Consider the following 21,975-nt stretch of genomic DNA (forward strand, 5'->3'; position numbering starts at 1 on the left):
TTATCCTGAATTTATAGCCATAAAAACAGCATCGGCATAACTGCATTTCCATCAGCCCTAAGTTTAAAACCTGCATTAAGTTTTTGCGTATAAGCTACGGCACAGGAAAATAGGTTCCGGTGCATAAATTCCCCAATCTGTAGAGCAAATTTCTCAATTAATTTTAATTGAATAAATAAATGCTAAATTTAAAGCCTCATGCCGATGGTACAGAAGTTGAGCCTTTGTACCGGATTTAAACCTAAAATAAACTTAATGATTCTATCAATACTGCAATAAATCAATTCATTTATGAAAAAACCTATCCTTATTAAAAATTTTTTCAACCACCGCTTTGCCCTTTGTTTTGCTGTTTCGTGTGGTTGTCTGGTTTTGTCGGCCCAAGTCCGTGCGCAATACCGCGCGCCGCAGGACACGGCCAAAACCAAGCGTTCGCCGAACGATCCATTATCTACTTTCAAAACCACCACCCAGCCTTACCAACCTGATTCGCGCATCGTTGGCGCGGCGGTAAAAGCGGCCGAAATGCTGGCAGATACTACTAAATACGACACGAAAAAAGGCGTTCCCATCCAGCAGTTGTTCAGCAATGATGACCTGCAATACGTGGTGAAACAAGGCGCAAACGGCGTTGTGGTGTTGTTTGATTTGGTGAACAAACATTTGCCCAAAGGCGAAAGCATTAATTTCAGGACAGAGAACGAAGCGGATGTAACCTCCAGCACTAACCCATTGGTATTGAGCAATCTTCGGGCAACTGTTGCGGCCAAGCCGGGCTCTTTTTCCAACAATGAGTCTCAATGGAAAGAAAACATCTTTCTGGCTTATATGGCACGGGATTATGCCACCAAACTAAGTAACACCATCACCATCACTTCTGCTACGCGCGAAATGCGCGAAACACCGGGATTATCAATTATTGATTATGATGGAAAAGAAATTACGCTGAAGCAGATTTTGACCAATAACCAGTCGAAAGGGAAAAACAAATATGAGGCAGAAAAAGCAGCCGTATTAGATTTTCGCGAGCATACTTTCCCCGGAAAAATCTCCAAAGAAAACGCCAACGAGAACTACCGGCGCGCGCTTTTCCAGTTGATTGATTTGCAGCAGGGCGATATCACCCGGCATCCGGCAACCCGAAACTTTGTGGATGTTTTGACCAATGATTTGAAAAAAGGCCAAAGCAGCAATGTGGTGAATGCGCTGAAAAACAACAACTTTTTTGATGCGAACGTACCCGGAACGCAAGGGCCAGTTTTGTTAACGGAAGATTCTGTCATCAACGCAAATAAAATACAAGCCCGCGCCCACGACAAAGCGATGGAACTGATGACGCTGACCGCTTTGCATTATGGCGAGCGCGATGCCGTAAAACTGTTGAAAAGTTTGGTGGAAGGCAAAGGTGCTATCCCGGCCAGGCAAACCACCGAGTTTACGCCAAAACGTTTGGGCGAACTGGCCAACCATGGAACCGAACAATTAAAATCTTTAGGTTTTGGAAAAAGCAAAACCAACGACATGACGAACTCTGATTTGGTTTTGGTTGCCGTCGCTTCTCCGGATGTGCCGGTTATTGTTCGGCCAAAAGCTTATTTAACCTTGCAGCAGGTTGGTGTCGGCATTGTCAATTATTATGCTTCCACCGAAACCCGGGAAACAAAAAATGCGGTTTTGTTTAACCCGACGATCAGTTTGGGCAGCCGCCATACCGAATACCGTGCTGCTTTTGATGCCGTTGATTTCGTCCCTGAGTTTTTAAACGGCAATAACATCAACCAAAAAGGTTCGCGTGTTACGCAAAACGGTTTGGAAATGCGCTTAGGCTCTGATATTTACTTTTCAAATATGATTAACCTTATAGAAAAAGGTGTTAAACCGGTTATCTACCCGGAGTTTGGCGTGCTTGTAGGTTATGGGCAGCGCAGTGTTGGTGATGACAACAGCACTACGCCCGGGCCTTTGGGCGCTGTGCCGCAATACAAAAGCAATTACTTTAACTGGGGCGGACATGTGGGCTTAAGCGTTGGGCCGTTTTTGGTGGCCACAGACGCCACCTATTTAACCACCGGCGAACGCGTCAACCCATACGAAAGATTTTTTGACCTTTCCCAGGGGATGACTTATTACCGTTATACCGGCTTGGCCCACGTAATCAACTTCGGGCTGGGCAAAATTGCCGAAGGCCGGGGTTCACACCTGACCGTAGATTTGGAATATACCGGCGAAACCAACAATACCGGTATCAAAAACAAAACCATTTCGGCGGGGGGCAACGGGCAAACAGGCAATGGCGAGTGGGACCGCGATTACAACCGCGCGCATCCAGGCGGTGTTTTTAATGCCGCAATTGCTAATACCATGGTTGTTAACGGCGATGTAAAAGCGACTTATGCGGCCAGCAGTTATGGAGCCGTGCATGTGGGCATCCAAAAAGCCAATGTTGAGTTTAAAGGTACGGCAGGGCTTTATAACTTATATACCGTGCCCATTAACGGCGCTAAGTTGATCAGTACAGAGACCTTTAAAAATACCATCAACGGAAATTTGTTTGGCGCATTAACCATTACTTACCATTTTGCTTCGGGCAGTTTAAGTACCAAGTACAAGAAAACCGAAACGTATCAATCTACCAACGGCAACGAAACGCCGCATAAAGTGGACGAGGCATCGAGCGAAGTCAAAACTACTTTTGGCCCGAGGAACCATGCTATTTTTACCAATGCAAAATCAAGGCTTGCACCAAATACCGATGCGCCACCAGTTCAATAACAGGTAATTCTTTTAAAAATATTAACCCTTGTAAATGCTTCTTTTACAAGGGTTTTTTATGGGGAAAGTTTGAAGGGTGGTTTTGGCTAAAGCCAATAATCGGGCGTTTTAAACCCCGGCCTTAAGGCCGGGGCAATGAATAGCGGCAAATAGAATAGCAGAAAATAACAGCGGCAATTGAACGATGTTGCTTTACAAATTTTCAGGTGTTTCATTGCCCCGGCCTTCAGGCCGGGGATAACAGAAGCAGGCCAGGGGCTTTAGCCAAAAAAATCAAAAGCGCCGGACACTAAATTTTATGCCCTAAAAGAAGCATCAAGCCAAACAAAAAAAATTATACAAGCAGTATTTCCGTGCCGAAAACGCCGTTCCATTCCCCGTAAATAAGCTTACATTCGCACCATCAACCAGTTAAACCCTGATGAAAACTGCTGCAAAACCAAAGCTCCGATTGGTGGACGAATACTTTAAAAAATACGCCGAAAGCCACCAAAACCCAAGCAACGAACGCATTCATTGGGTCTGCGTCCCGCTGATTGCGTTTAGTTTGTTGGGCCTGGTTTGGGCCATCCCGTTTCCGTACATACGGTTTTTGGGCAGCTTTAACGGCATGTTCAACTGGGCCTCTTTTCTCATCGCTTTTGCTATTTATTATTACTACAAATTATCACCGGTACTTTCCTATTTTATGCTGATGGTTGTGATGCTGTTTTGTTACCTCATCTCTTTATTGATTAAATGGCAGGAAGCCGGCGGCCCGCATTTATGGCAATCCTGCCTTGTTGTTTTTGTGTTTTCCTGGATCGGCCAAATCATCGGGCATAAAATCGAAGGCAAAAAACCATCCTTTTTGGATGATCTGAAATTCCTGCTGATCGGCCCCATCTGGCTGCTCCACTTTATATTGAATAGGTTTCGGATAAAATATTGACCTCCGTCAAAAAAGGATCAAAAATATTACAACGTTCCGTTTTGTATAAGCAATAAAATTGATTAGCATTGCTTTGTCGTTTTTTACAAACCAATTTATCAAACCCAAAAGTGAACCACCATTTGCTTTAACCGTTTTGTTTGGCTTTCATTAAATCCGGTGTAAATATTTGCTGGAGATTGACGAACAAAACAAACATTATTTTATAACGATGAGAAAATTCGGACTAATCATTGCGTTACTGATCAGTGCTGTTTTTATGGCACAAAATTTAGTGCAGGCACAAACCACCAATCTTTTTGATGGCAAAACTTTAAACGGCTGGGAGCGTAAGGCCGGGACTGCAGACTATAAAGCCGAAAACGGCGAAATTGTAGGCACAACGGTCATCAATTCGGGCAACAGTTTTTTGGTAACAAAAGCAGCATACCGTGATTTTGTACTTAATTTGGATGCGAAGATCGAAAGCGCCGAAAGCAACTCCGGAGTCCAGATCAGGAGCCACTACAATACCGAAGGCCACAACGGAAAAGTTTACGGCCGTCAGGTAGAAATTGATCCTTCGGCACGTGCCTGGTCGGGCGGTGTTTACGATGAAGACCGGCGCCAATGGCTGTACCCGGTAGATTTAAACGCCAAAGCAAAAACCGCTTTTAAAGTTGGCCAATACAACCATATCAAAATTGAATGTATCGGCAACGAAACCAAAACCTGGATCAACAATATTCCGGTTGCTTATGTGGTTGATACCATTGACCGCGAAGGCTTTATCGGTCTGCAGGTACATGCCGTTACCACCGCAGCGCAGGCCGGCAAAAAAGTGTATTTTAAAAATATCCGCATCCAAACATCCAACTTAAAACCAAGTGCTTTTCCGGCGGATATTTATGTGGTAAACAACGTGCCCAACTTCATCAACGGTTACGAAAAAACGCACGGCTGGAAACTGCTGTTCAACGGAAAAAATTCGGAAGGCTGGAGAAGCGCGACGGCAGAAACCTTCCCGGCAAAAGGCTGGAAAATTGAAGACGGGTTGATGACCGTTTTAAATTCTGCGGGAAAAGAAGCGGCCAACGGCGGGGATATTGTTACCACCGGTTTGTACAGCGCATTTGATGTTTCTTTTGATTTTAAACTCACGCCTGGCGCCAACAGCGGCCTGAAATATTTTGTAACGCTGAAGGAAAAAACAGAAGGTTCGGCCATCGGGCTGGAATACCAGGTTTTGGACGATGAGTTGCACCCGGACGCAAAACTGGGCCGCGACGGCGACCGCACGCTGGCTTCTTTGTACGATTTAATAACGGCTAAAAAGCAAGCGCGTTTCATCCATCCGATTGGCGCCTGGAATACCGGCCGCGTGGTGGTTTACCCCAACAACCACGTGGAACATTACCTTAACGGGTTGAAAGTTTTGGAATACGACCGCGGCTCCAAAGAGTTTGAACATTTGGTCAGCCTCAGCAAGTACCATATCTGGCCCAATTTTGGCGAGGCCAAGGCCGGCCATTTGCTGCTGCAAGACCATGGCAACCAGGTTTCCTTCCGCAGTATCAAAATCAAAGAGTTACACTAATTTTTACCCGATAAAAGAAGTATGGAAAATTCTCGTCGTCAGTTTATCAAACAAGCTGCCCTGGCCGGTGCCGGTGTTATGGTTTCTAAAGTTGGCTGGAGCGCGCAAAGCTACAACCGGATTATTGGTGCCAATGACCGGGTTCGGGTTGGCGCAGTTGGGTTTTCCGACAGGCACAGAAGCACGCACATGCCTTGTTTTATGAACCACTACAAAGAACTGAACTTTGATTTTGTGGCCGTATCCGACATTTGGAACAAAAGAAGGGAAACCGGCGCGGCCATGTGGAAAGAAAAAATGGGGCATGATGTGGCCGCCTGCCGCAACAACGAAGAAATGTACGATAAAAAACTGGTGGACGCTGTTTTTGTAGGCACAGCCGATTTCCAACATGCTTTACACGCCATGGAAGCGGTAAAAGCCGGTTGCGATGTGTATTGCGAAAAGCCTTTTGCAGAAACCATGGAAGACAACCGGAATGCATTAAAAGCCATTAAAGCAACAGACCGGATTGTGCAGATTGGTTCGCAACGCAGGAGCGGCAGCAATTATCAGGCAGCCAACGAGTTTATCCGTTCCGGGAAGTTTGGGCCGATCACGATGGTAGAACTTACCTGGAACGTAAACCAGCCGGGAAGATGGCGACGGCCAAAAGAAGTGCCTTTGCTGAAAGAAGAAGACACCGACTGGAAACGCTTTTTGATGAACCGTCCGCATGATACTTTCGACCCGAGAAAATACTTAGAGTTCCGTTTGTTCTGGCCATATTCATCCGGTTTGCCCGGCCAATGGATGAGCCACCAAATTGATACCGTGCATTGGTTTACCGGTTTGCAGCATCCGCGCAGCGTAGTGGCCAACGGCGGGATTTATGCCTGGAAAGACGGCCGCAAAAACTGGGACACGATTTCCGCGGTTTTTGATTATGGCCCAATGGCTGATCCTGCAAATGGTTTCCAGGTTACTTTTTCTTCGCGGATGCACAACGGCGATGACAACCCGGCCGAAATTTATTATTCCAACGGCGGCGAGCTTAACCTCAACACCAACAAAGTTTCGCCCACAGGCGGCTTAACCAAAAACTTTGCAGCGGCAATGGGCATGCAGCCCAATTTATTGCCCGAACTAAGTTTGTCCAACACCGAAAAAGTAGTGTCTTCTGCCAATACCGGCGGTGATGTGCTGACTTCCAACCATGTGCGCAACTGGATGGAATGTATCCGCAGCCGCAAACAGCCCCACGCGCCGGTTGAAGCAGGCTACAGCCATTCTATCGCTACCATCATGACGAACGCCGCCGTGCACACCGGCCAAAAAGTTACGTTTGACGAACGGACGCAGGAAGTAATGGCTGGCGGCAAAGCATTTAAATATTAAGGATAAAAGAAGCATCGGCAATGAAAAAATATTTGAAATACTTAGCGGTTTGCGCCATCGGCACGTCGTTTTTTTCGGCTGCTTTTGCCCAATCCAATGAAATGGTGAAGGTGCTGAAAGAGGCCAATAAAAATAAAATTGATGTGTTTATCGGCAACAAACCTTTTACCAGCTTTTTGTACCCGGATACATTGGAAAAGCCGGTTTTGTACCCGGTTTTTACGGCTGAAGGAACGGATGTAACCCGCGGTTTTCCTTTAAACCCCAAGTCTGGCGACCCAACCGACCATCCGCATCACATTGGTATTTGGTTTAATTTTGAGAATGTGAACGGGCTGGATTTCTGGAACAATTCTTACGCCATCCCAAAGGAGAAAAAAAGCCAGTATGGCTGGATCAAAACCGATAAAATCCTCGACCTAAAAAGCGGTGCAAAAGGTATATTGGCGTACCATGCCAACTGGGTGAACCAACAAAATTCGATTTTACTGGAAGAAACAACCCGGTTTGAATTTACACAAGTTGGCCATAATCGCCTGATTGACCGGACAACTACCTTAAAGGCCAACACCGATGTTAATTTTACCGATGCCAAAGATGGTTTGTTGGGGATGCGGCTGGCACATCAACTGCAAATGCCGACCAAAGAAGACCAAAAATTTACAGACGATAAAGGAAATGTAACCGTAGTAAAAGGCGGAACGGACAACGTGGCCACAGGAAACTACCTCACCAGCGAAGGCAAAACCGGAAACGATGCCTGGAGCACGCGCGGCAACTGGTGCAAAGTTTACGGCAAAATGGGAGCGGATTCGGTAAGTGTAGTCATCATTGATCATCCGCAAAACCCCAACTATCCAACCTTTTGGCATGCGCGCGGCTATGGCTTGTTTGCCGCAAACCCGCTTGGCGAAAAGGTTTTTACCAACGGCAAAAGCGCAAAAAATTTGCAGTTAAAAAAAGGGCAATCGGTTACTTTTCGTTACCGAATTGTGGTTGAGGAAGGGAAGAACAGCATTTCTACGGCCCAAATTAAAAAGTTTACGGCTGATTTTGCCCGAAAAAATTAGGGTAAAAGAAGCATTTGCTGAATGGTAAAAAGCTGCTGTTTATTAGGCAGCTTTTTCTGGCATTTCCCGGTATATTTTTCCATCCAATTCACAACCACCTTTAGCATGATGAGGATGGTCAGCCAAAATAGTTGGATCCTGTGGATTTACATTAAACTTAGGTTTTCCCCACTGTTTAAAAAAGAATGCCACACCTTTTTTTCCGCATTCGGCTTTTACAAAATCAATCCAGTCTTTTTGAACGGGCCTTGCTTTGTGGCCGGATTCCCCGCCAACTATTACCCAGTTAATTTTTTCTAGATCCAAACTTTTAACCGGTGCAATTAAAGGTTCTATGGAGAGGAATTTAATTGCAGCGTTAGTTTTAGATAAGTCGTTTATCCGAAAAGTATAATCTTCACTTTCTACGGAAACGCCCATCCAGATATTACTTGTCCAATTTAATTCAGTTGATAATTCCAATAACCTTTCAGATCGTTTGGTCAATATTTGATAAATATGTTGAGGTGTTTTGTTCATTACGGCAAAGACAGCTTTGATAAATTCAACCGGAACTTCAGGATGAAAAAGATCGCTCATGGAATTAACAAAAACTACTTTTGGTTTTTTCCAGGTGAAAGGAATATTCAAAGCATTGGTATGTGTACGAATGTTAAAGCCATCTTTGTACTTTTCAATGCCCATCGCTTTTAACCGCCTGGACATTACTTCTGCATAGCAAAATTTGCAACCCGGACTAATTTTATTGCAACCTGTTACCGGGTTCCATGTTAGTTCTGTCCATTCTATATTTGATTGTGCCATTATAATTTATAATTTGGTTTGATGACATCATTGGCAATCTTTAAAGCTGCTGTATTATTAGTTGCCATCATAAAGTGATACATAATTGAATTATTACTATTGCGCATCACAAATGATTGTGAAACAAATTCAAAAACTGTTTTTAATCTTTGCGTGTATAAAACACCAGCTTTTTGAATAGCGCTTTTTTCTTTATTCACAAAAGTTTCGTTTCCAAATAAAGTATTAACAGTTGTCTTAGAATAAAAATGATTAATTATTTCACTTCTTGGCAAACCTAAAAATTGCTCTAATTTATTTAACCAGGCATCAGAAATATTACCATCAGTTTTTAACAACCTGTTTACTCCTAACCCCGTTGGCACTAATATCCATAAATCTACCCCTAAACCTTTTAAAGACTCAATGGAGTTCCAGTTAACAGACATTCCGTACGGATCAATAAAAGCAAGTGCCCTGTAATTAATATCTCTTTTTAAAAAGTTAGCCATATCAAACAACTTTGTATTGCAATCACCTTTTACTACAAAAGCATTGTCTTTATTGGGATAGTTGATTTTTATGTTTTGTTTAAGTGCTTCGAAATACTCATCTTCTTTCTCAACAAAGTAATAAATATCAAATGGTTCTGGCTGTTCAATATCTAAAATTCTTAATGCCGTACCTTTTACAGCTTCGTTATATTCATCAACTTCAATTAAACCAGAACCGGCGAAGCCATCAAAATATAATGTTTTTGCCCAAGATTGTTTATTCATAATAGTTAAGTATGCTTTTGCATAATCAACTACTATTTTCATCTTCGCTTCCGTCCAATTGCCACCAAATTGATTCATCATAAAATCATTTCTGTAAATTTACTAAAGTAATTAGTATTTCTGATAATCATTTTTAATCAATACCTAATTCTCCCAATTTCCCAACTATCGCCATGCTTCTTTTAGTAGCTAAAATTTGTTAACCCCGTTCCACCTTCCGTTTACTTTTAGCTTTACCATTTTAATATTGTCCAAACCTTCATTGTCAACCACTTTTATTATGCTTCTTTTATGCCACTAATTTAAGTATGCCGGTTTTTGCTTGACTTATTAAATTTATACCGATAAAAGAAGCATTGGTTTAACTCGTTATCCTTCCCCGTTCCACCAAATCAAAACATTGCTTGGCAATCTCCAATTCTTCATTCGTTGGCACAACCAAAATTTTTACTTTGGATTCGGTAGCGCTCAAATCCCGAATGCCTTTTTCGCGTTTTTGGTTCGCTTCTTCGTTCAGTTTGATGTTGAGGTAATCCATTTCGGCACAAACCATTTTTCTAATTAACGCATCATTTTCTCCAACACCGGCGGTGAAAACGATAGCATCCAAACCATTCAACGCGGCGGCATAAGCGCCAATGTATTTTTTAATGCGGTAAGCATACATTTGGTAAGCCAATTTTGCATCTGCATTTCCTTCGTTCAAAGCTTTGGTAATATCGCGCATATCGCTGAAACCGGTCAGGCCCAACATGCCGCTTTGTTTGTTTAGTAAATTGCTGATTTGGTTAACATCAAAACCCAACTGGTTAACCAAATAAAAAATAACGGTGGGATCAATATTTCCGGAACGCGTGCCCATTATCAAACCATCCAACGGCCCAAAACCCATGCTCGTATCAATCGCTTTACCTGCTTTGATCGCACTCATACTGCAGCCGTTGCCTAAGTGAATGGTGATGTGTTTTGCGTCCGGTTTATTTAAATATTTATTGGTTTCATTGGAAACATACTTGTGGCTCGTTCCATGGAAACCATAAACGCGGATATTGTAATCGGTGTAATACGATTTGGGGATGGCGTAACGAAAAGCTTCGGCAGGCAAAGTCTGGAAAAAAGCCGTATCAAAAACAGCAATGTGCGTGGCTTTGGCAAAGATTTTTTCGGCCACTTCAATCCCCCGGTAAGCCGAAGGATTGTGCAAAGGCGCCAATTGAAAAGTATTTTTCAGCTTTTTTTTTACTTCCGGTGTGATGATGGTGGTGGTGGTAAAATCTTCGCCACCGTGAACAATGCGGTGGCCCACAATTTCAATATCGTTTGGGTTTTGGATCACGCCGGTTTCCCGGTCCGTCAGCAAGCGGTTTACTTCTTTTAAAGCCGTTTTGTGGTCGGGTATTTCAAGCGTTTGGCTGATGCTAAAGTCCTGTCCGTTGATGGTGGTTTTATAGGTGATCACGGCGTTTTCCAAGCCAATCCTTTCCACCAAACCAATACAAACCGGCGCAGAAGAAGGCATTTTAAACAACTGGTATTTGATGGAGCTACTGCCCGAGTTGATGACAAAAATGTTCATATTGATTTTAGTTGCTGATGCTTCTTTTATCGGGTAAAAATTGGTGGGTGTCTATAACCTCTAATCGGTGGAAACATTTAATTTATAGGTCTAAAAGAAGCATTGAATTGTCATCCTGAACTTATTTCAGGATCCCTCGTGAAAAGTAACAGCCTTTCTGATGAGATGCCGAAACAAGTTCGGCATGACAAAATATAATTACCCCAATTTTTAGGCGATAAAAGAAGCATCAAAATTAAACATCCTGACATTGAATAGCCGTAATAATTACCGTGTTAAAAACATCATCCACCGTACAGCCGCGGCTCAAATCGTTTACCGGTTTGTTTAAACCTTGCAGCATCGGGCCGATGGCCAAAGCGCCGGTTTCGCGTTGCACAGCTTTGTACGTGTTGTTTCCGGTGTTGAGGTCGGGAAAGATCAAAACGCTTGCCCTTCCTGCCACTTCCGATCCCGGCATTTTGCTGCTGCCAACCACCAAATCTACGGCGGCATCGTATTGAATTGGGCCTTCAATTTTTAAACTCGGCCGTTTTGCTTTCACGATTTCTGTCGCACGGCGCACTTTTTCTACATCTTCGCCTTCGCCCGATGTGCCGGAAGAGTAGGATAGCATCGCAACGCGCGGTTCTATCCCAAAACGCAAGCTGCTTTCTGCGGAGGAAATGGCAATTTCGGCCAGTTGTTCTGCCGTTGGGTTTGGGTTTACGGCGCAATCACCAAAAACAGAAACCCGATCGGGCAAACACATAAAGAAAACCGAAGAAACCACCGAAATGCCCGGCCTGGTTTTTAAAAACTGCAAAGCCGGCCGGATGGTGTGCTGCGTGGTATGCACCGCGCCCGAAACCATGCCATCCGCGTGGCCTTTGTAAACCATCATCGTGCCGAAATAGGAAACGTCGGTCATCATATCGCGCGCCATTTCCAGGTTCACGTTTTTGTTTTTGCGCAGCTCGTAAAGCGTGTTCACGTAATCATCGTAATGCGCATCGCTGGCCGGGTTTACTATTTTTACCTTGCTCAAATCGAGGTTGATGTCGAGCTTGTTGATGATCGCTGCAATTTGTTCCTGATCGCCAAGCAGCGTCAGATTTACAATATCCTGGCTGATTAACCTTGCGGCAGCTTTCAAAATCCGTTCGTCGGTTCCTTCGGGCAAAACGATGTGTTTTTTGTTGCTTTTTGCCCAACTGGTAATTTGGTACTGGAACATCCGCGGCGTAATGCCCGAAGGTTTTAGCGTGATGATGCGCTTGTCCAATTCCGGCATGTTGATGTACTTGTTAAACGTATCAATCGCCAATTGGATTTTTTTGGTATCGCCCGGCGTAATTTTTGAGCGGATAGCACCGACCGTATTCGTCGTTTCAAACGTGCCGGTTTTTACAGCGATGATCGGCACAACCGTTTCAGAACCTTGTATCAATCTTAAAATCGGTTCTTCCGGCTCGTAACCGGCGGATAAAACAATACCCGCAACTTTTGGATAACTGGTGGAAATATTGGCCTGCAACGCGCTGATGATAATATCGCCGCGGTCGCCGGGCGTAACAATCAACACGTTTTCTTTCAAGTAATTCAGGAAGTTGGGCACGTTCATCGCTCCGGTAATAAAATGATCAACCTGGTTTGATAAATGTTCTTTGCCGAAAAGCAGCTTGCCGTTCAGTTTTTCATATACTTCTTTTACCGATGGATTTTGCAGCGTTTTATCTTCAGGGATCACCGCGATTAAAATACCGGAAGACAATTGCTGCTTCAATAGATCTTCCACATCCTGCAAACTCTGCTGCTTTACTTTGTTGGCCACAATCGCCAGAACCTGTATTTCCCGTGCATCAAAATTATGGATGGCCGCCAGCGCGCCGTTTACTACTTGCGCCGTCGTTTTTCCTTCCCCCGAAACCACAATAATAACCGGCGCGCGCAGGTTTTTGGCGATTTGCACGTTGATCTCAAACTCAAAAGCCGCGCCTTCGCCCTGGTAATCCGTGCCTTCGACAACCGTAAAATCGTATTTATCTTCCAGGTTTTTAAACTTACGGATGATCGTGTCAATCATTTCGCCTTCGCTTTCGGTTTCCATCTGGCGCATCGCTTCCTGCCAGGTAAAAGCGTTGGTGTCTTCGTAAGCTATCGGAAGGTCAAAATGCGTGAGGATTGTATCAATATGGTCGTCTTTCTTTTCCGGGAAATGCTGGCTGATGATCGGCTTAAAAAAACCGATTTTTTGCGCTTTGCCCAAAAGCATATTTACCAGCCCGATGGAAATGATGGATTTTCCGCTGTAGGCTTCGGTGCTGGCAATGAATACTGTTTTTATCATACAAAAATTGGTGTTGCTTTAACTTTGATAACAGATAAAGAAACACAAGCTGTTTTTGTTGGGGCGAGGTGAGAAATTGACGGTTTCCGCTTAGAAAATCATTTCCCCAAAACCCTTTTTTCAACGCCTTCTTTGGTGATTTTTACCGGCTTAATCAACCCGTTTTCATCAAAGTACATGTGGTCAATGCAAGTTTCGCGGTGGTTGCCATTGGTGGTAGTTAAAGGTCGCCGGTGGTAAACAATGTACCAATCATCCGTTTTAGGAATATGGATAACCGAATGATGGCCTGCGCCGGTTGCAATGGTCGGGTCTTGCTGCAAAATTTTTCCGATGCGTTTGAAAGGGCCCAAAGGCGAATCGCTCATGGCGTAAGCCACACTGTAATCCGGCCCGGTCCAACCGCCTTCCGACCACATCAAATAATATTTTCCATTCCGAACAATCATGTAAGGGCCTTCTACATAATGCTCCGGCGTGATGGATTTAAAAATTTCACCATCTGCAAAAGGGACAAAACCGGTAAAATCAGCATTCAGTTTGCCGATGTTGCAATGCTGCCAGCCGCCGTAAATGAGGTAATATTCGCCGTTTACATCTTTAAAAACAAATTGGTCAATCGGTTGCGCATGGTTGTAAAACTTATCCACCAAAGGTTTGCCCAAATAATCTATAAAAGGGCCGCCGGGCTTATCAGAAACAGCAACGCCGATGCCGCCGGGCTGGTTGTCGTTCTGGATATCGTTCGCGCCAAAAAACAGGTAATATTTTCCGTCTTTCCGGGTGATGGAAGGCGCCCAGATCGAGTAAGCCGCCCATTTTACATTTTCAATGGTTAAAACTTTCGGGTGTTTTTTCCAGTACATAAGGTCTTTGGAAGAGAAAGCATCCAAAAAAGTTTGCTTTAAATATTGTTTGTTGATGGTGTTTTGCTGCGTTTTTAATTGCAGCGGCGAGAGTTTGGGCTGGGGCGAAGGTTTGCCGTAATCATCAGAATAAGTTGGATAGATCCAATACGTATCATCAAAAACAATCGCTTCCGGATCGGCATACCAACCAGGGAAAACCGGGTTTCCGGATGTTGTTGCCGCCTTTTTTTGTTGGGCAAATAAGATGTTTCCTTCAATCAGCAGGAAAAAAGCAAGGAATATGAGGTTTAGGTTTTTCAATTTTATTAGGATATTTGGTTTAGGCGGCCAGGTTTTTTTGCAAGATCGGTTTTATCCGGCAAATTTCAAATGCTTCTTTTACCAGTCAAAAATTAGTGAACAGATCCTTTCAATTTCCAAAAAAACTAACACCAAAAAAAAGGGTGCTAAAAGAAGCATTTGAGATTGACCGTTTTGCTCCTAAAAAGAAATAAGCACTTTATCTTTTCCCGGTTCTGGTTTATATCTTGATTGGTATTGGATAAAAAAACAGGTAAAAATATTTTCATTTCAGGTATTTATACGGGTTATTTTGAAACAGCATTTACCTACATTTATTTTATTTAACCAAAAGCTATGAAAACGGAATTGACCAAACGTTTGCTGGGTTTTTTGATCAAACGAGGGTACAAATATTGCCTTTCGCAAATCACCTGTATTGATAAACAAGATGCCTACACGGGTATTACTTTAAAGCCTGTAAAAAAGCACCCGAACCTGGGCAAGCTGCCGCAGCCATTTCAAAATTATTACAATATTATACAAGAACCGTTGCAAATGGCGTCCGGGATATCCGGGACGCAAATTTGGGTAGAGCTGAGCGGAAAAGATTTTGAAAAGTTTCACAACGTAAATTAGCCGCTAAAAGAAGCATCACGAGAATTAAGGCCGGTTGTGTTTTGTCATGCCGAACTTGTTTCGGCATCCCACAAGCAAGGTTCTGACCGAAAAGAGGGATCCTGAAATAAATTCAGGATGACAAACAAAATCTAATCAAATTCTTAATGCTCGGTTAACAATTCCTTTAGTTTCAAAAATACTGTTCTTGATTTTTGATTTGTGCTGTTCAAGTTGCCTTTGTTAAAACGGTCAATTAGTTGGGCCAGCGCGGCATCAAAAGCTTTTTCTGCGTCGGCCCGTTGTTTTTCTGTTACGCTGATTTGAAGTTCGGGCAAACTGATCTGGTAAAAGCCGTCTTTCACCTGCACTTCTGCCGAAAGTTGCCTGCTCAAAAAAACAACTTTTTGATCAACCTTGACTTTTTTAACCTGGTAAGGATAAACATCCTGCCGGGCAGTTTCTGTAACCAAAACTTTTTTATAAGTTGATCTTTTGCCAAAAAGGTCATTCTCTTCGCCCGTTTTAACCAATTGGTAATACGTTTCTACGGCTTCTTTGGCTTTTTTTACAGCTTCGGGCATCAGTTTGGTCAGCAATGCCTGGTCATCTGTTTTAAGCCATTTTTTTGAGGTTGATGTCGCGTCGTTCCCAAAATAAATTGTAAAACCTTCCTGGTTGATCAGTTCGTCATAAACCGGTTTAAAAATACCGATCCGTTGTTTTGCGCTGTATTTTTCGGCCATCTTTTCAACAACATCGGCACTAAAAAAAGCATCGGTAAAAACAGTATCAACCCAAAGTTTAAAACATGCTTCTTTTATCGCCATAAAATTGGTAAGCACTTTAAACGGATAATCGGCGGGCGAAAGGTCGGGCGCAAGGGCAAAAGTCATCCGGGCGAAATCAAAATCAACCACCATTAATTTTGTTGCCGCCAAAAACAGTTTGGTTTCTTTTTTTAAGGCCGAAGTTTGCCCACTGTACCGGTTTTGGATTTCGGCTTCTGCCAGGTTTACAAAAGAAGTTTCCAGTGCATTTAGTATTTTGGCCAAAGTGCTTGCTTCGATCATTCCTTCCTGCGCTGGCTGAAGTTCTATCCTGATGTAAACCGCTTGTTTCGCCTTGTTAAAAAACGTTTGCACTGTGTTTGTCCTGCTCTTTAAAAAATGTAGTTAGGAAACAAACGAAGCTTTTTTTGTTTGATTTTTGCACCTGGGTTTTATGCCGGTTTTTAATCAGCCTAAAACTTAAATGCTTCTTTTACCGGGTAAAAATTGGCAAACCTATAAACGCTGTTATCGAACTTGTTTAAACTTTTATTATTCATTACATCGTTATGTACAGCTATTTATTAAAGGACACACCCCTAACCCCTCTCGAGAGGGGAAATATGACGCCTACCTTTCTAACGTTTAGAAAGGCGACGTTTGCAGGTTCCCCTCTCGAGAGGGGCCAGGGGTGTGTCCTTCATTTTTATGCAGGTAAAAGAAGTATTGCCCGAAATGCTGAGACGGAACTTGGTAATCCAAGGCATCAACTTGCTGGCCTTAAAAGATAAAACGTTTTGGGTAGGCGAAGTTTTGCTGGAATACACGGGCGAATGCCATCCCTGTTCGCGGATGGAAGAAATTTTGGGCGAAGGCGGGTACAATGCCGTCCGTGGACATGGCGGGATTACGGCGCGGATATTGAACGGCGGGACGATAAATCTGGGCGATGTGCTTAAAGTAGCATGAAATCCAACAGCTTAGGTTGGAATAAATTTACATTCTGCTATTGCAACAATTGCGTTACCAGTGTTTAATCAGTAACATTATGTTCAAATTTGTGTTTCGATAACAGTAGCCATAATTGCTGATGCACCCTTTGAAAGCTGTAAAAATATTAATTTTCATCCTTGCGCTTTTGCTCGTTGCAAAACCGTTGGTTGCATTTAATATGTACAAAAGGGTTTTAAATACAGAGAATCAGCCCAACCGTTTTTTGTTATCCAGGCTGATCAGAAAAAGAAAAGAAGGGGAATATACGGAAGATGTTGTGGCAGAAATAAGTTCTGTTGAGCAAAAATTTGCCGCTCCTGTTTTTAAACTGTTACTGCGTTATGCTTCTTTTATCGCCCTTTTTTTGGGTTTCGGGTTTTGGGCTTCCGTCCGCAAAACCACCTTTGGGTTAAAAAATACCTTTTTTAAGATTGTTCCCGCAGACTGGCATTTTTTGCTGGTTGGCAAACTAAGCATTTGATTTTTCTGAAAAATTTCAGCCTAAACCTCTCCGGCTGTTTTTGAATTGGGCAAGCCGTTCCGCTTGCACCAGCCCTCGTTATTTTTTCAGAAAATTTAACAACAACTTATGCTTAGCCTTAAAAAGGCCGGTTTACTGTTCCTGTTTTTTTTAATTAAAAATCAGCTTTACGCACAGCAACAACCGGCACAAATCAACCTAAATACTTTGCTCAACCGCATCAACCAAAATGCGCCTTCGTTAATAACAGATTCTGCTGCCATCAAAACCCGCCAGGCAGAAGCAAAGGAAACGCGGTATAACTGGCTGCCCAACCTTAGGTTAAATTACCAGGCGGATATCGGCACAAATAACAATACGGCCGGTGGTTATTTTGGCTTCGGCATTATCCCGTCCAATTCTGGCGGCAGGCGCGCTACCAGCAATACAGATGCAGCTTTAACCAATCTGGGCATTGCTTCTTTTGATTGGGAAATTTACAATTTTGGCGCTTACGGTGCCCAAAATAAAGTGGCGGCCTCCGAAGTCAATACCGAGCAAAACTTGTTCCTTCGTTCCAAATTTCAGTTGCAGGGTTACGCCATCAGTAATTATTTGGAACTGCTGCGCCTGCAAGGCTTGCTTTTGATCCAGCAGAAAAACATTCAACGGAACGAAGAGATCCGGCGTTCTATTTTGTCGCTTGCCCGTAGCGGCGTTCGGGCCGGCGTAGATACTTCTATTGCAACGGCAGAACTTTCTAAAGCACGGTTAAATTATATCGAACTGGCCAACCAATCCAAACAGGTGCAGTTGCAGCTTGCCGCCATCAGCGGTATCCCTGCCGTGCAAATGGTTGCCGATACCAATGCAATCCCTCAGTTGATCTCTTCTGCGCCTGTTGCGGCTTTGCCGGGGGCAGATACGGTAAACCATCCGCTTATCAACTATTACCAATCACTTTACGAAACCAGTCGGCAACGAGAATTATTAGTTAAAAAAAGCTATAACCCTAAAATATTATTGGAAGGCGCCGCTTGGGGGCGCGGTGCAAGTGTTGACAACAGCGATCATTTTAACGCTCTTTCTGATGGTTGGGGCTTTCAGCGGAGCAATTATCTGGTTGGTGTAGGCATCAGCTATAATGTTTTTGACCTGAAAAGAAGGCAGCTTCGGCTTGGGGTTCAAAAAGCAGAAACCAACTATTCTTTAAAAACCTTGCAGGAACAGCAAAATGCTTTGGTGTTAAGTTCGGGCCAGGCCAATGCAGAATTGTTTACCGCACAAGAAAGGCTTCGCGAAATACCCATTCAGTTGCAGGCAGCCGAAGCGGCTTACCGGCGTAATTTTTCACTCTATAAAAATGGCCTTACCAATATTGTAGAACTGGATGCCGCATTAAATATCCTTTTTCGTGCCGAAACGGATTATACCAATGCCCAAAATGCCTACTGCCGGGCCTTGTTCCAAAAATCCCTCGCCCAAAACCAAGTTGGTTCATTACTTAACCTATTAAAATAACAAGCATATGTCAATGGTTACCTCCGCACTCAAAAGGCCGATCACCACGATGGTCATCACCATGAGTCTTTTAATTTTTGCAGTGCTTGCCGCAATAAAAATCCCGATTGATATTTTCCCGCAGCTAAACCTGCCTACCATTTATGTGATTGAATCTTACGGCGGCATGTCGCCGCAGCAAATGGAAGGTTTTTTCTCCACCGGTTTGCAAAACCAGTTTTTGTACATCAACGGGATCAAAAACATCACCAGTAAAAATATACAAGGCTTAACCATGATTAAACTGGAGTTTTACGAAAGCACCAACATGGCCGAAGCTTCAGCGCAGGTAGCTTTGCAGGTAAACCGGGCAACCAGCTTTTTTCCGCCAGGTGCTTTGCCGCCGCAGGTTATCCGTTTTGATGCCTCTTCTTTGCCGGTTGGGCAGTTGGTTTTTTCGAGCCCTTCCCGCAGTTTAAAAGATATTTACGATCTGGCTGCCACGCGCATCCGGCCAATGTTTTCTACCATTCCCGGCCTTTCTGCACCTCCGCCGTTTGGCGCCAACGCACGAACGATCACCATCAATGTTGATCCTGATAAATTGCGCAGTTATAATTTAACACCGGACGAAGTGGTGGATGCCCTTTCAAAGTTTAATACCATGTCGCCTTCAGGAAACCTTAGGTTGGATAATACCATTTACTTGACGACCATGAACTCGCTGATTAAGAATTCGGAAAACTTTGGCAACATCCCTGTTAAAACACAAAACGGCGTACCTATTTTTGTAAAAGATGTGGCGCGGGTAGCAGATGCAGCAGACATCACGGTGGATTATGCTTTGATCAATGGCAAGCGGTCCGTCTATATTCCGGTGGTAAAAACAGCAGATGCTTCTACCTGGACGGTGGTACAAAACCTGAAAAGCAAGCTGCCCGAAATGCAGTCTTTGCTGCCGGATGATGTCAAATTGTCCTACGAATTTGACCAATCCATATTTGTGGTGAATGCCGTAAAAAGCTTAATGACCGAAGGCGGGCTGGGTGCTTTGCTAACCGGCTTGATGGTTTTGCTTTTTCTGCGCGATTGGCGAAGCAGTTTAATTGTGGTGATCACAATCCCGGTTTCTATACTGATCGGTGTATTGTTACTGAGCCTTTTCGGGCAAACCATCAATATCATGACTTTAAGCGGATTAGCTTTAGCTATTGGTATTTTGGTTGACCAGGCGACGGTAACGATTGAAAATATCCATCAGCATTTAGAAATGGGCAAATCCAAGCGGTTGGCAATTTATGATGCCTGCGAAGAAATCGCCTTTCCGTTGTTGCTGATCCTGCTTTGTATCCTTGCTGTTTTTGCACCCTCTTTTTTAATGAACGGCATCCCAAAAGCAATGTTCCTGCCGCTTTCGATGTCCATCGGATTGACCATGATCGTTTCTTATGTATTGGCACAAACTGTTGTTCCGATTTTAAGTAACTGGCTGATTAAAGCAGACCGTTACCAGCATGGGCAACACGGACATATTCATGCACATGCTGGTGAAGCATTAGACCGCCGCGAAGAGATCCAGGTGAACGATCATCGTTCTGCCGAAATAAATGAGCCGGGAGAAAATGATTTTTTTGAAAAGATAAAAGGAAAGTTTACCAATATCCTTGCCCACTGGATGCCGAACAAACGGCTGATTGTGCCTTTTTACCTGGTAACTGTCGTGCTGCTGGCGGGCCTGTGCTTCTTTTACATAGGAAAAGATATGATGCCGAAAATAAACAACGGACAGTTCCAAATGCGCATTAAAGAACCGGAAGGCACACGGTTGGAACGAACGGAGGACAAGTTTAAACAGGTATTACAGATCATCAACAAAACGGTAAACAACCATGTGGAGATTACTTCCGGTTATATCGGGTTGATCCCAAGCAGTTATGGCAGCAGCAACCTGTACATTTTCAATACAGGTACGCACGAAGCCGTTTTGCAGGTAAACCTCGACGAAAAGTACAAGGTGAACATGGATGAGCTGAAGGATGCATTGCGCAAAAATATCGCGCATGAACTGCCCGAACTGCAGATCACTTTTGAGCCGATTGACATGACGGAAAAGATCATGAGCCAGGGAGCATCAACACCAATTGAAGTGCAGGTTGCCGGAAAAGACATGGCGCAAATTGAAGGTTACGCCAATAAAGTGGTCGGTCAGCTTAAAAAAATCAATTACCTGCGGGACGTGCAGATTGTGCAGCCATTAAAATTTCCGGTCATCGCCATTACACTTGACCGATTAAAAGCGGCACAATTGGGCTTGAATGTTAAAGATATTGCCCGGTCGGTTACAGCCAGTACTTCTTCCAGCCGTTTTACCGAGAAGAATTTGTGGCTGGATGAAAAAGGCGCTTACACTTATCAGGTTCAGGTACAAGTGCCGGAGTATGTGATGAACACGATGGATCAGTTGAAAGAAATCCCATTGGTTAAAGGGCAAAGCAGCCCGATCCTGGGCGATATTGCCACTTTTAAAACCACCTATGTTCCGGGCGAATACGACCGCAGTGGGCCGCGCCGTTTTCTTACCGTCAGTGCCAATATCTATAAAAAAGATTTGGCCACAGCCACATCTGATGTTAAAAAAGCCGTAGCATCATTAGGCACGCCGCCCAAAGGTTTGTTAGCTACGATCGGCGGCATGTCTGGCTTGCTGGTTGATACTTTGTCCAGTTTGCAAAACGGATTGCTGTTTGCCATCCTGGTTATTTTCCTGTTGCTGGCAGCCAATTACCAATCGTTCAAAGTTTCTTTAACGGTGCTTTCTACAGTTCCCGCTGTGGTATTGGGTTCTTTGCTGATGTTGCTGATTACCGGCTCCACACTCAACCTGCAATCTTATATGGGCATGATCATGTCGGTTGGTGTATCGGTTGCCAATGCCATCCTGATCGTAACCAACGCCGAAAACCTGCGATTGGAATACCGCGATGCCACCAAAGCTGCCATCACGAGTGCTTCCATCCGTTTGCGGCCAATATTGATGACGAGCTTGGCCATGATTGCAGGGATGATCCCGATGGCTTCCGGAATGGGGGAAGCAGGCGAACAATCAGCACCGCTCGGCCGCGCTGTAATCGGCGGTTTATTCGCTTCAACACTGGCGGCTTTATTTATCCTGCCGCAAGTATTTGCCTGGGTACAAAACAAAACTACTTACGATTCGCCTGCCTTGATGCCTGAAAATGAAACCGAATCAGAAACAAAAGCTCAAATTAAACCCGAACCAATTAACGCATAAC

At 43.9% G+C, this 21,975-nt stretch carries 16 protein-coding genes; 10 read left to right on the top strand and 6 right to left on the bottom strand.

Translation table 11 applies throughout. The features are described 5' to 3' along the window. Positions 1-291 precede the first annotated feature (291 nt). From V5804_RS15810 to V5804_RS15830, 5 genes are all read left to right on the top strand, one after another. Positions 292-2,772: a hypothetical protein gene (locus V5804_RS15810; RefSeq protein ID WP_369592372.1), complete on the top strand. Its 2,481-nt coding sequence runs from the start codon at positions 292-294 to the stop codon at positions 2,770-2,772. A gap of 421 nt (positions 2,773-3,193) precedes the next feature. Next, the gene (locus V5804_RS15815) at positions 3,194-3,703 is read left to right on the top strand and encodes a DUF962 domain-containing protein (protein WP_369592373.1); all 510 of its coding nucleotides are present in this window, start codon (positions 3,194-3,196) and stop codon (positions 3,701-3,703) included. Positions 3,704-3,914: 211 nt separating this feature from the next. Beyond that, positions 3,915-5,279: a DUF1080 domain-containing protein gene (locus tag V5804_RS15820; protein ID WP_369592374.1), complete on the top strand. Its 1,365-nt coding sequence runs from the start codon at positions 3,915-3,917 to the stop codon at positions 5,277-5,279. A gap of 21 nt (positions 5,280-5,300) precedes the next feature. After that, positions 5,301-6,656: a Gfo/Idh/MocA family protein gene (locus V5804_RS15825; protein ID WP_369592375.1), complete on the top strand. Its 1,356-nt coding sequence runs from the start codon at positions 5,301-5,303 to the stop codon at positions 6,654-6,656. Positions 6,657-6,676: 20 nt separating this feature from the next. Further along, positions 6,677-7,726 carry a PmoA family protein gene (locus tag V5804_RS15830; RefSeq protein WP_369592376.1) on the top strand — a complete coding sequence of 350 codons (1,050 nt, stop codon included), beginning with the start codon at positions 6,677-6,679 and terminating at the stop codon, positions 7,724-7,726. Positions 7,727-7,768: 42 nt separating this feature from the next. Here V5804_RS15830 and V5804_RS15835 read toward each other — a convergent pair whose 3' ends face one another. From V5804_RS15835 to V5804_RS15855, 5 genes are all read right to left on the bottom strand, one after another. Continuing rightward, a complete protein-coding gene (locus tag V5804_RS15835) occupies positions 7,769-8,530 on the bottom strand; it encodes a DUF5131 family protein (protein ID WP_369592377.1) in 762 nt (253 codons plus the stop codon). Further along, positions 8,530-9,369 (bottom strand): three-Cys-motif partner protein TcmP, encoded by an 840-nt coding sequence (gene tcmP / locus V5804_RS15840; protein WP_369592378.1) that lies wholly within the window; start codon positions 9,367-9,369, stop codon positions 8,530-8,532. Before tcmP ends, V5804_RS15835 begins: the two co-directional genes overlap by 1 nt. Positions 9,370-9,649: 280 nt before the next feature. After that, a complete protein-coding gene (locus V5804_RS15845) occupies positions 9,650-10,864 on the bottom strand; it encodes an acetate/propionate family kinase (RefSeq protein ID WP_369592379.1) in 1,215 nt (404 codons plus the stop codon). A gap of 235 nt (positions 10,865-11,099) precedes the next feature. Then, on the bottom strand, positions 11,100-13,193 hold the full coding sequence (pta, locus tag V5804_RS15850) for a phosphate acetyltransferase (protein ID WP_369592380.1): 2,094 nt from the start codon (positions 13,191-13,193) through the stop codon (positions 11,100-11,102). A 98-nt stretch (positions 13,194-13,291) separates the two neighbouring features. Further along, positions 13,292-14,362 carry a glycoside hydrolase family 43 protein gene (locus tag V5804_RS15855; RefSeq protein ID WP_369592381.1) on the bottom strand — a complete coding sequence of 357 codons (1,071 nt, stop codon included), beginning with the start codon at positions 14,360-14,362 and terminating at the stop codon, positions 13,292-13,294. Positions 14,363-14,698: 336 nt separating this feature from the next. Between V5804_RS15855 and V5804_RS15860 the strand changes: the two genes are divergently transcribed. Beyond that, the gene (locus V5804_RS15860) at positions 14,699-14,980 is read left to right on the top strand and encodes a hypothetical protein (RefSeq protein ID WP_369592382.1); all 282 of its coding nucleotides are present in this window, start codon (positions 14,699-14,701) and stop codon (positions 14,978-14,980) included. Between the two features lie 143 nt (positions 14,981-15,123). Here V5804_RS15860 and V5804_RS15865 read toward each other — a convergent pair whose 3' ends face one another. Beyond that, positions 15,124-16,104: a hypothetical protein gene (locus tag V5804_RS15865; RefSeq protein WP_369592383.1), complete on the bottom strand. Its 981-nt coding sequence runs from the start codon at positions 16,102-16,104 to the stop codon at positions 15,124-15,126. Positions 16,105-16,437: 333 nt separating this feature from the next. Here V5804_RS15865 and V5804_RS15870 point away from each other — a divergent pair, with 333 nt between their 5' ends. The 4 genes from V5804_RS15870 (at position 16,438) to V5804_RS15885 (ending at position 21,974) form a co-directional block, all read left to right on the top strand. Further along, entirely contained in the window at positions 16,438-16,698 is a 261-nt protein-coding gene (locus V5804_RS15870; protein WP_369592384.1) for an MOSC domain-containing protein, read from the top strand. A 202-nt stretch (positions 16,699-16,900) separates the two neighbouring features. Further along, positions 16,901-17,203, top strand: a complete 303-nt coding sequence (locus tag V5804_RS15875; protein WP_369592385.1) for a hypothetical protein — start codon at positions 16,901-16,903, stop codon at positions 17,201-17,203. A 108-nt stretch (positions 17,204-17,311) separates the two neighbouring features. Beyond that, positions 17,312-18,703, top strand: a complete 1,392-nt coding sequence (locus V5804_RS15880) for a TolC family protein (RefSeq protein ID WP_369592386.1) — start codon at positions 17,312-17,314, stop codon at positions 18,701-18,703. Between the two features lie 13 nt (positions 18,704-18,716). Further along, complete coding sequence (locus V5804_RS15885) at positions 18,717-21,974, top strand: efflux RND transporter permease subunit (protein ID WP_369592387.1); 3,258 nt, start codon at positions 18,717-18,719, stop codon at positions 21,972-21,974. Position 21,975: the final 1 nt, after the last annotated feature.

Source organism: Mucilaginibacter sp. (genome assembly GCF_041088075.1).
Classification (GTDB): domain Bacteria; phylum Bacteroidota; class Bacteroidia; order Sphingobacteriales; family Sphingobacteriaceae; genus Mucilaginibacter_A.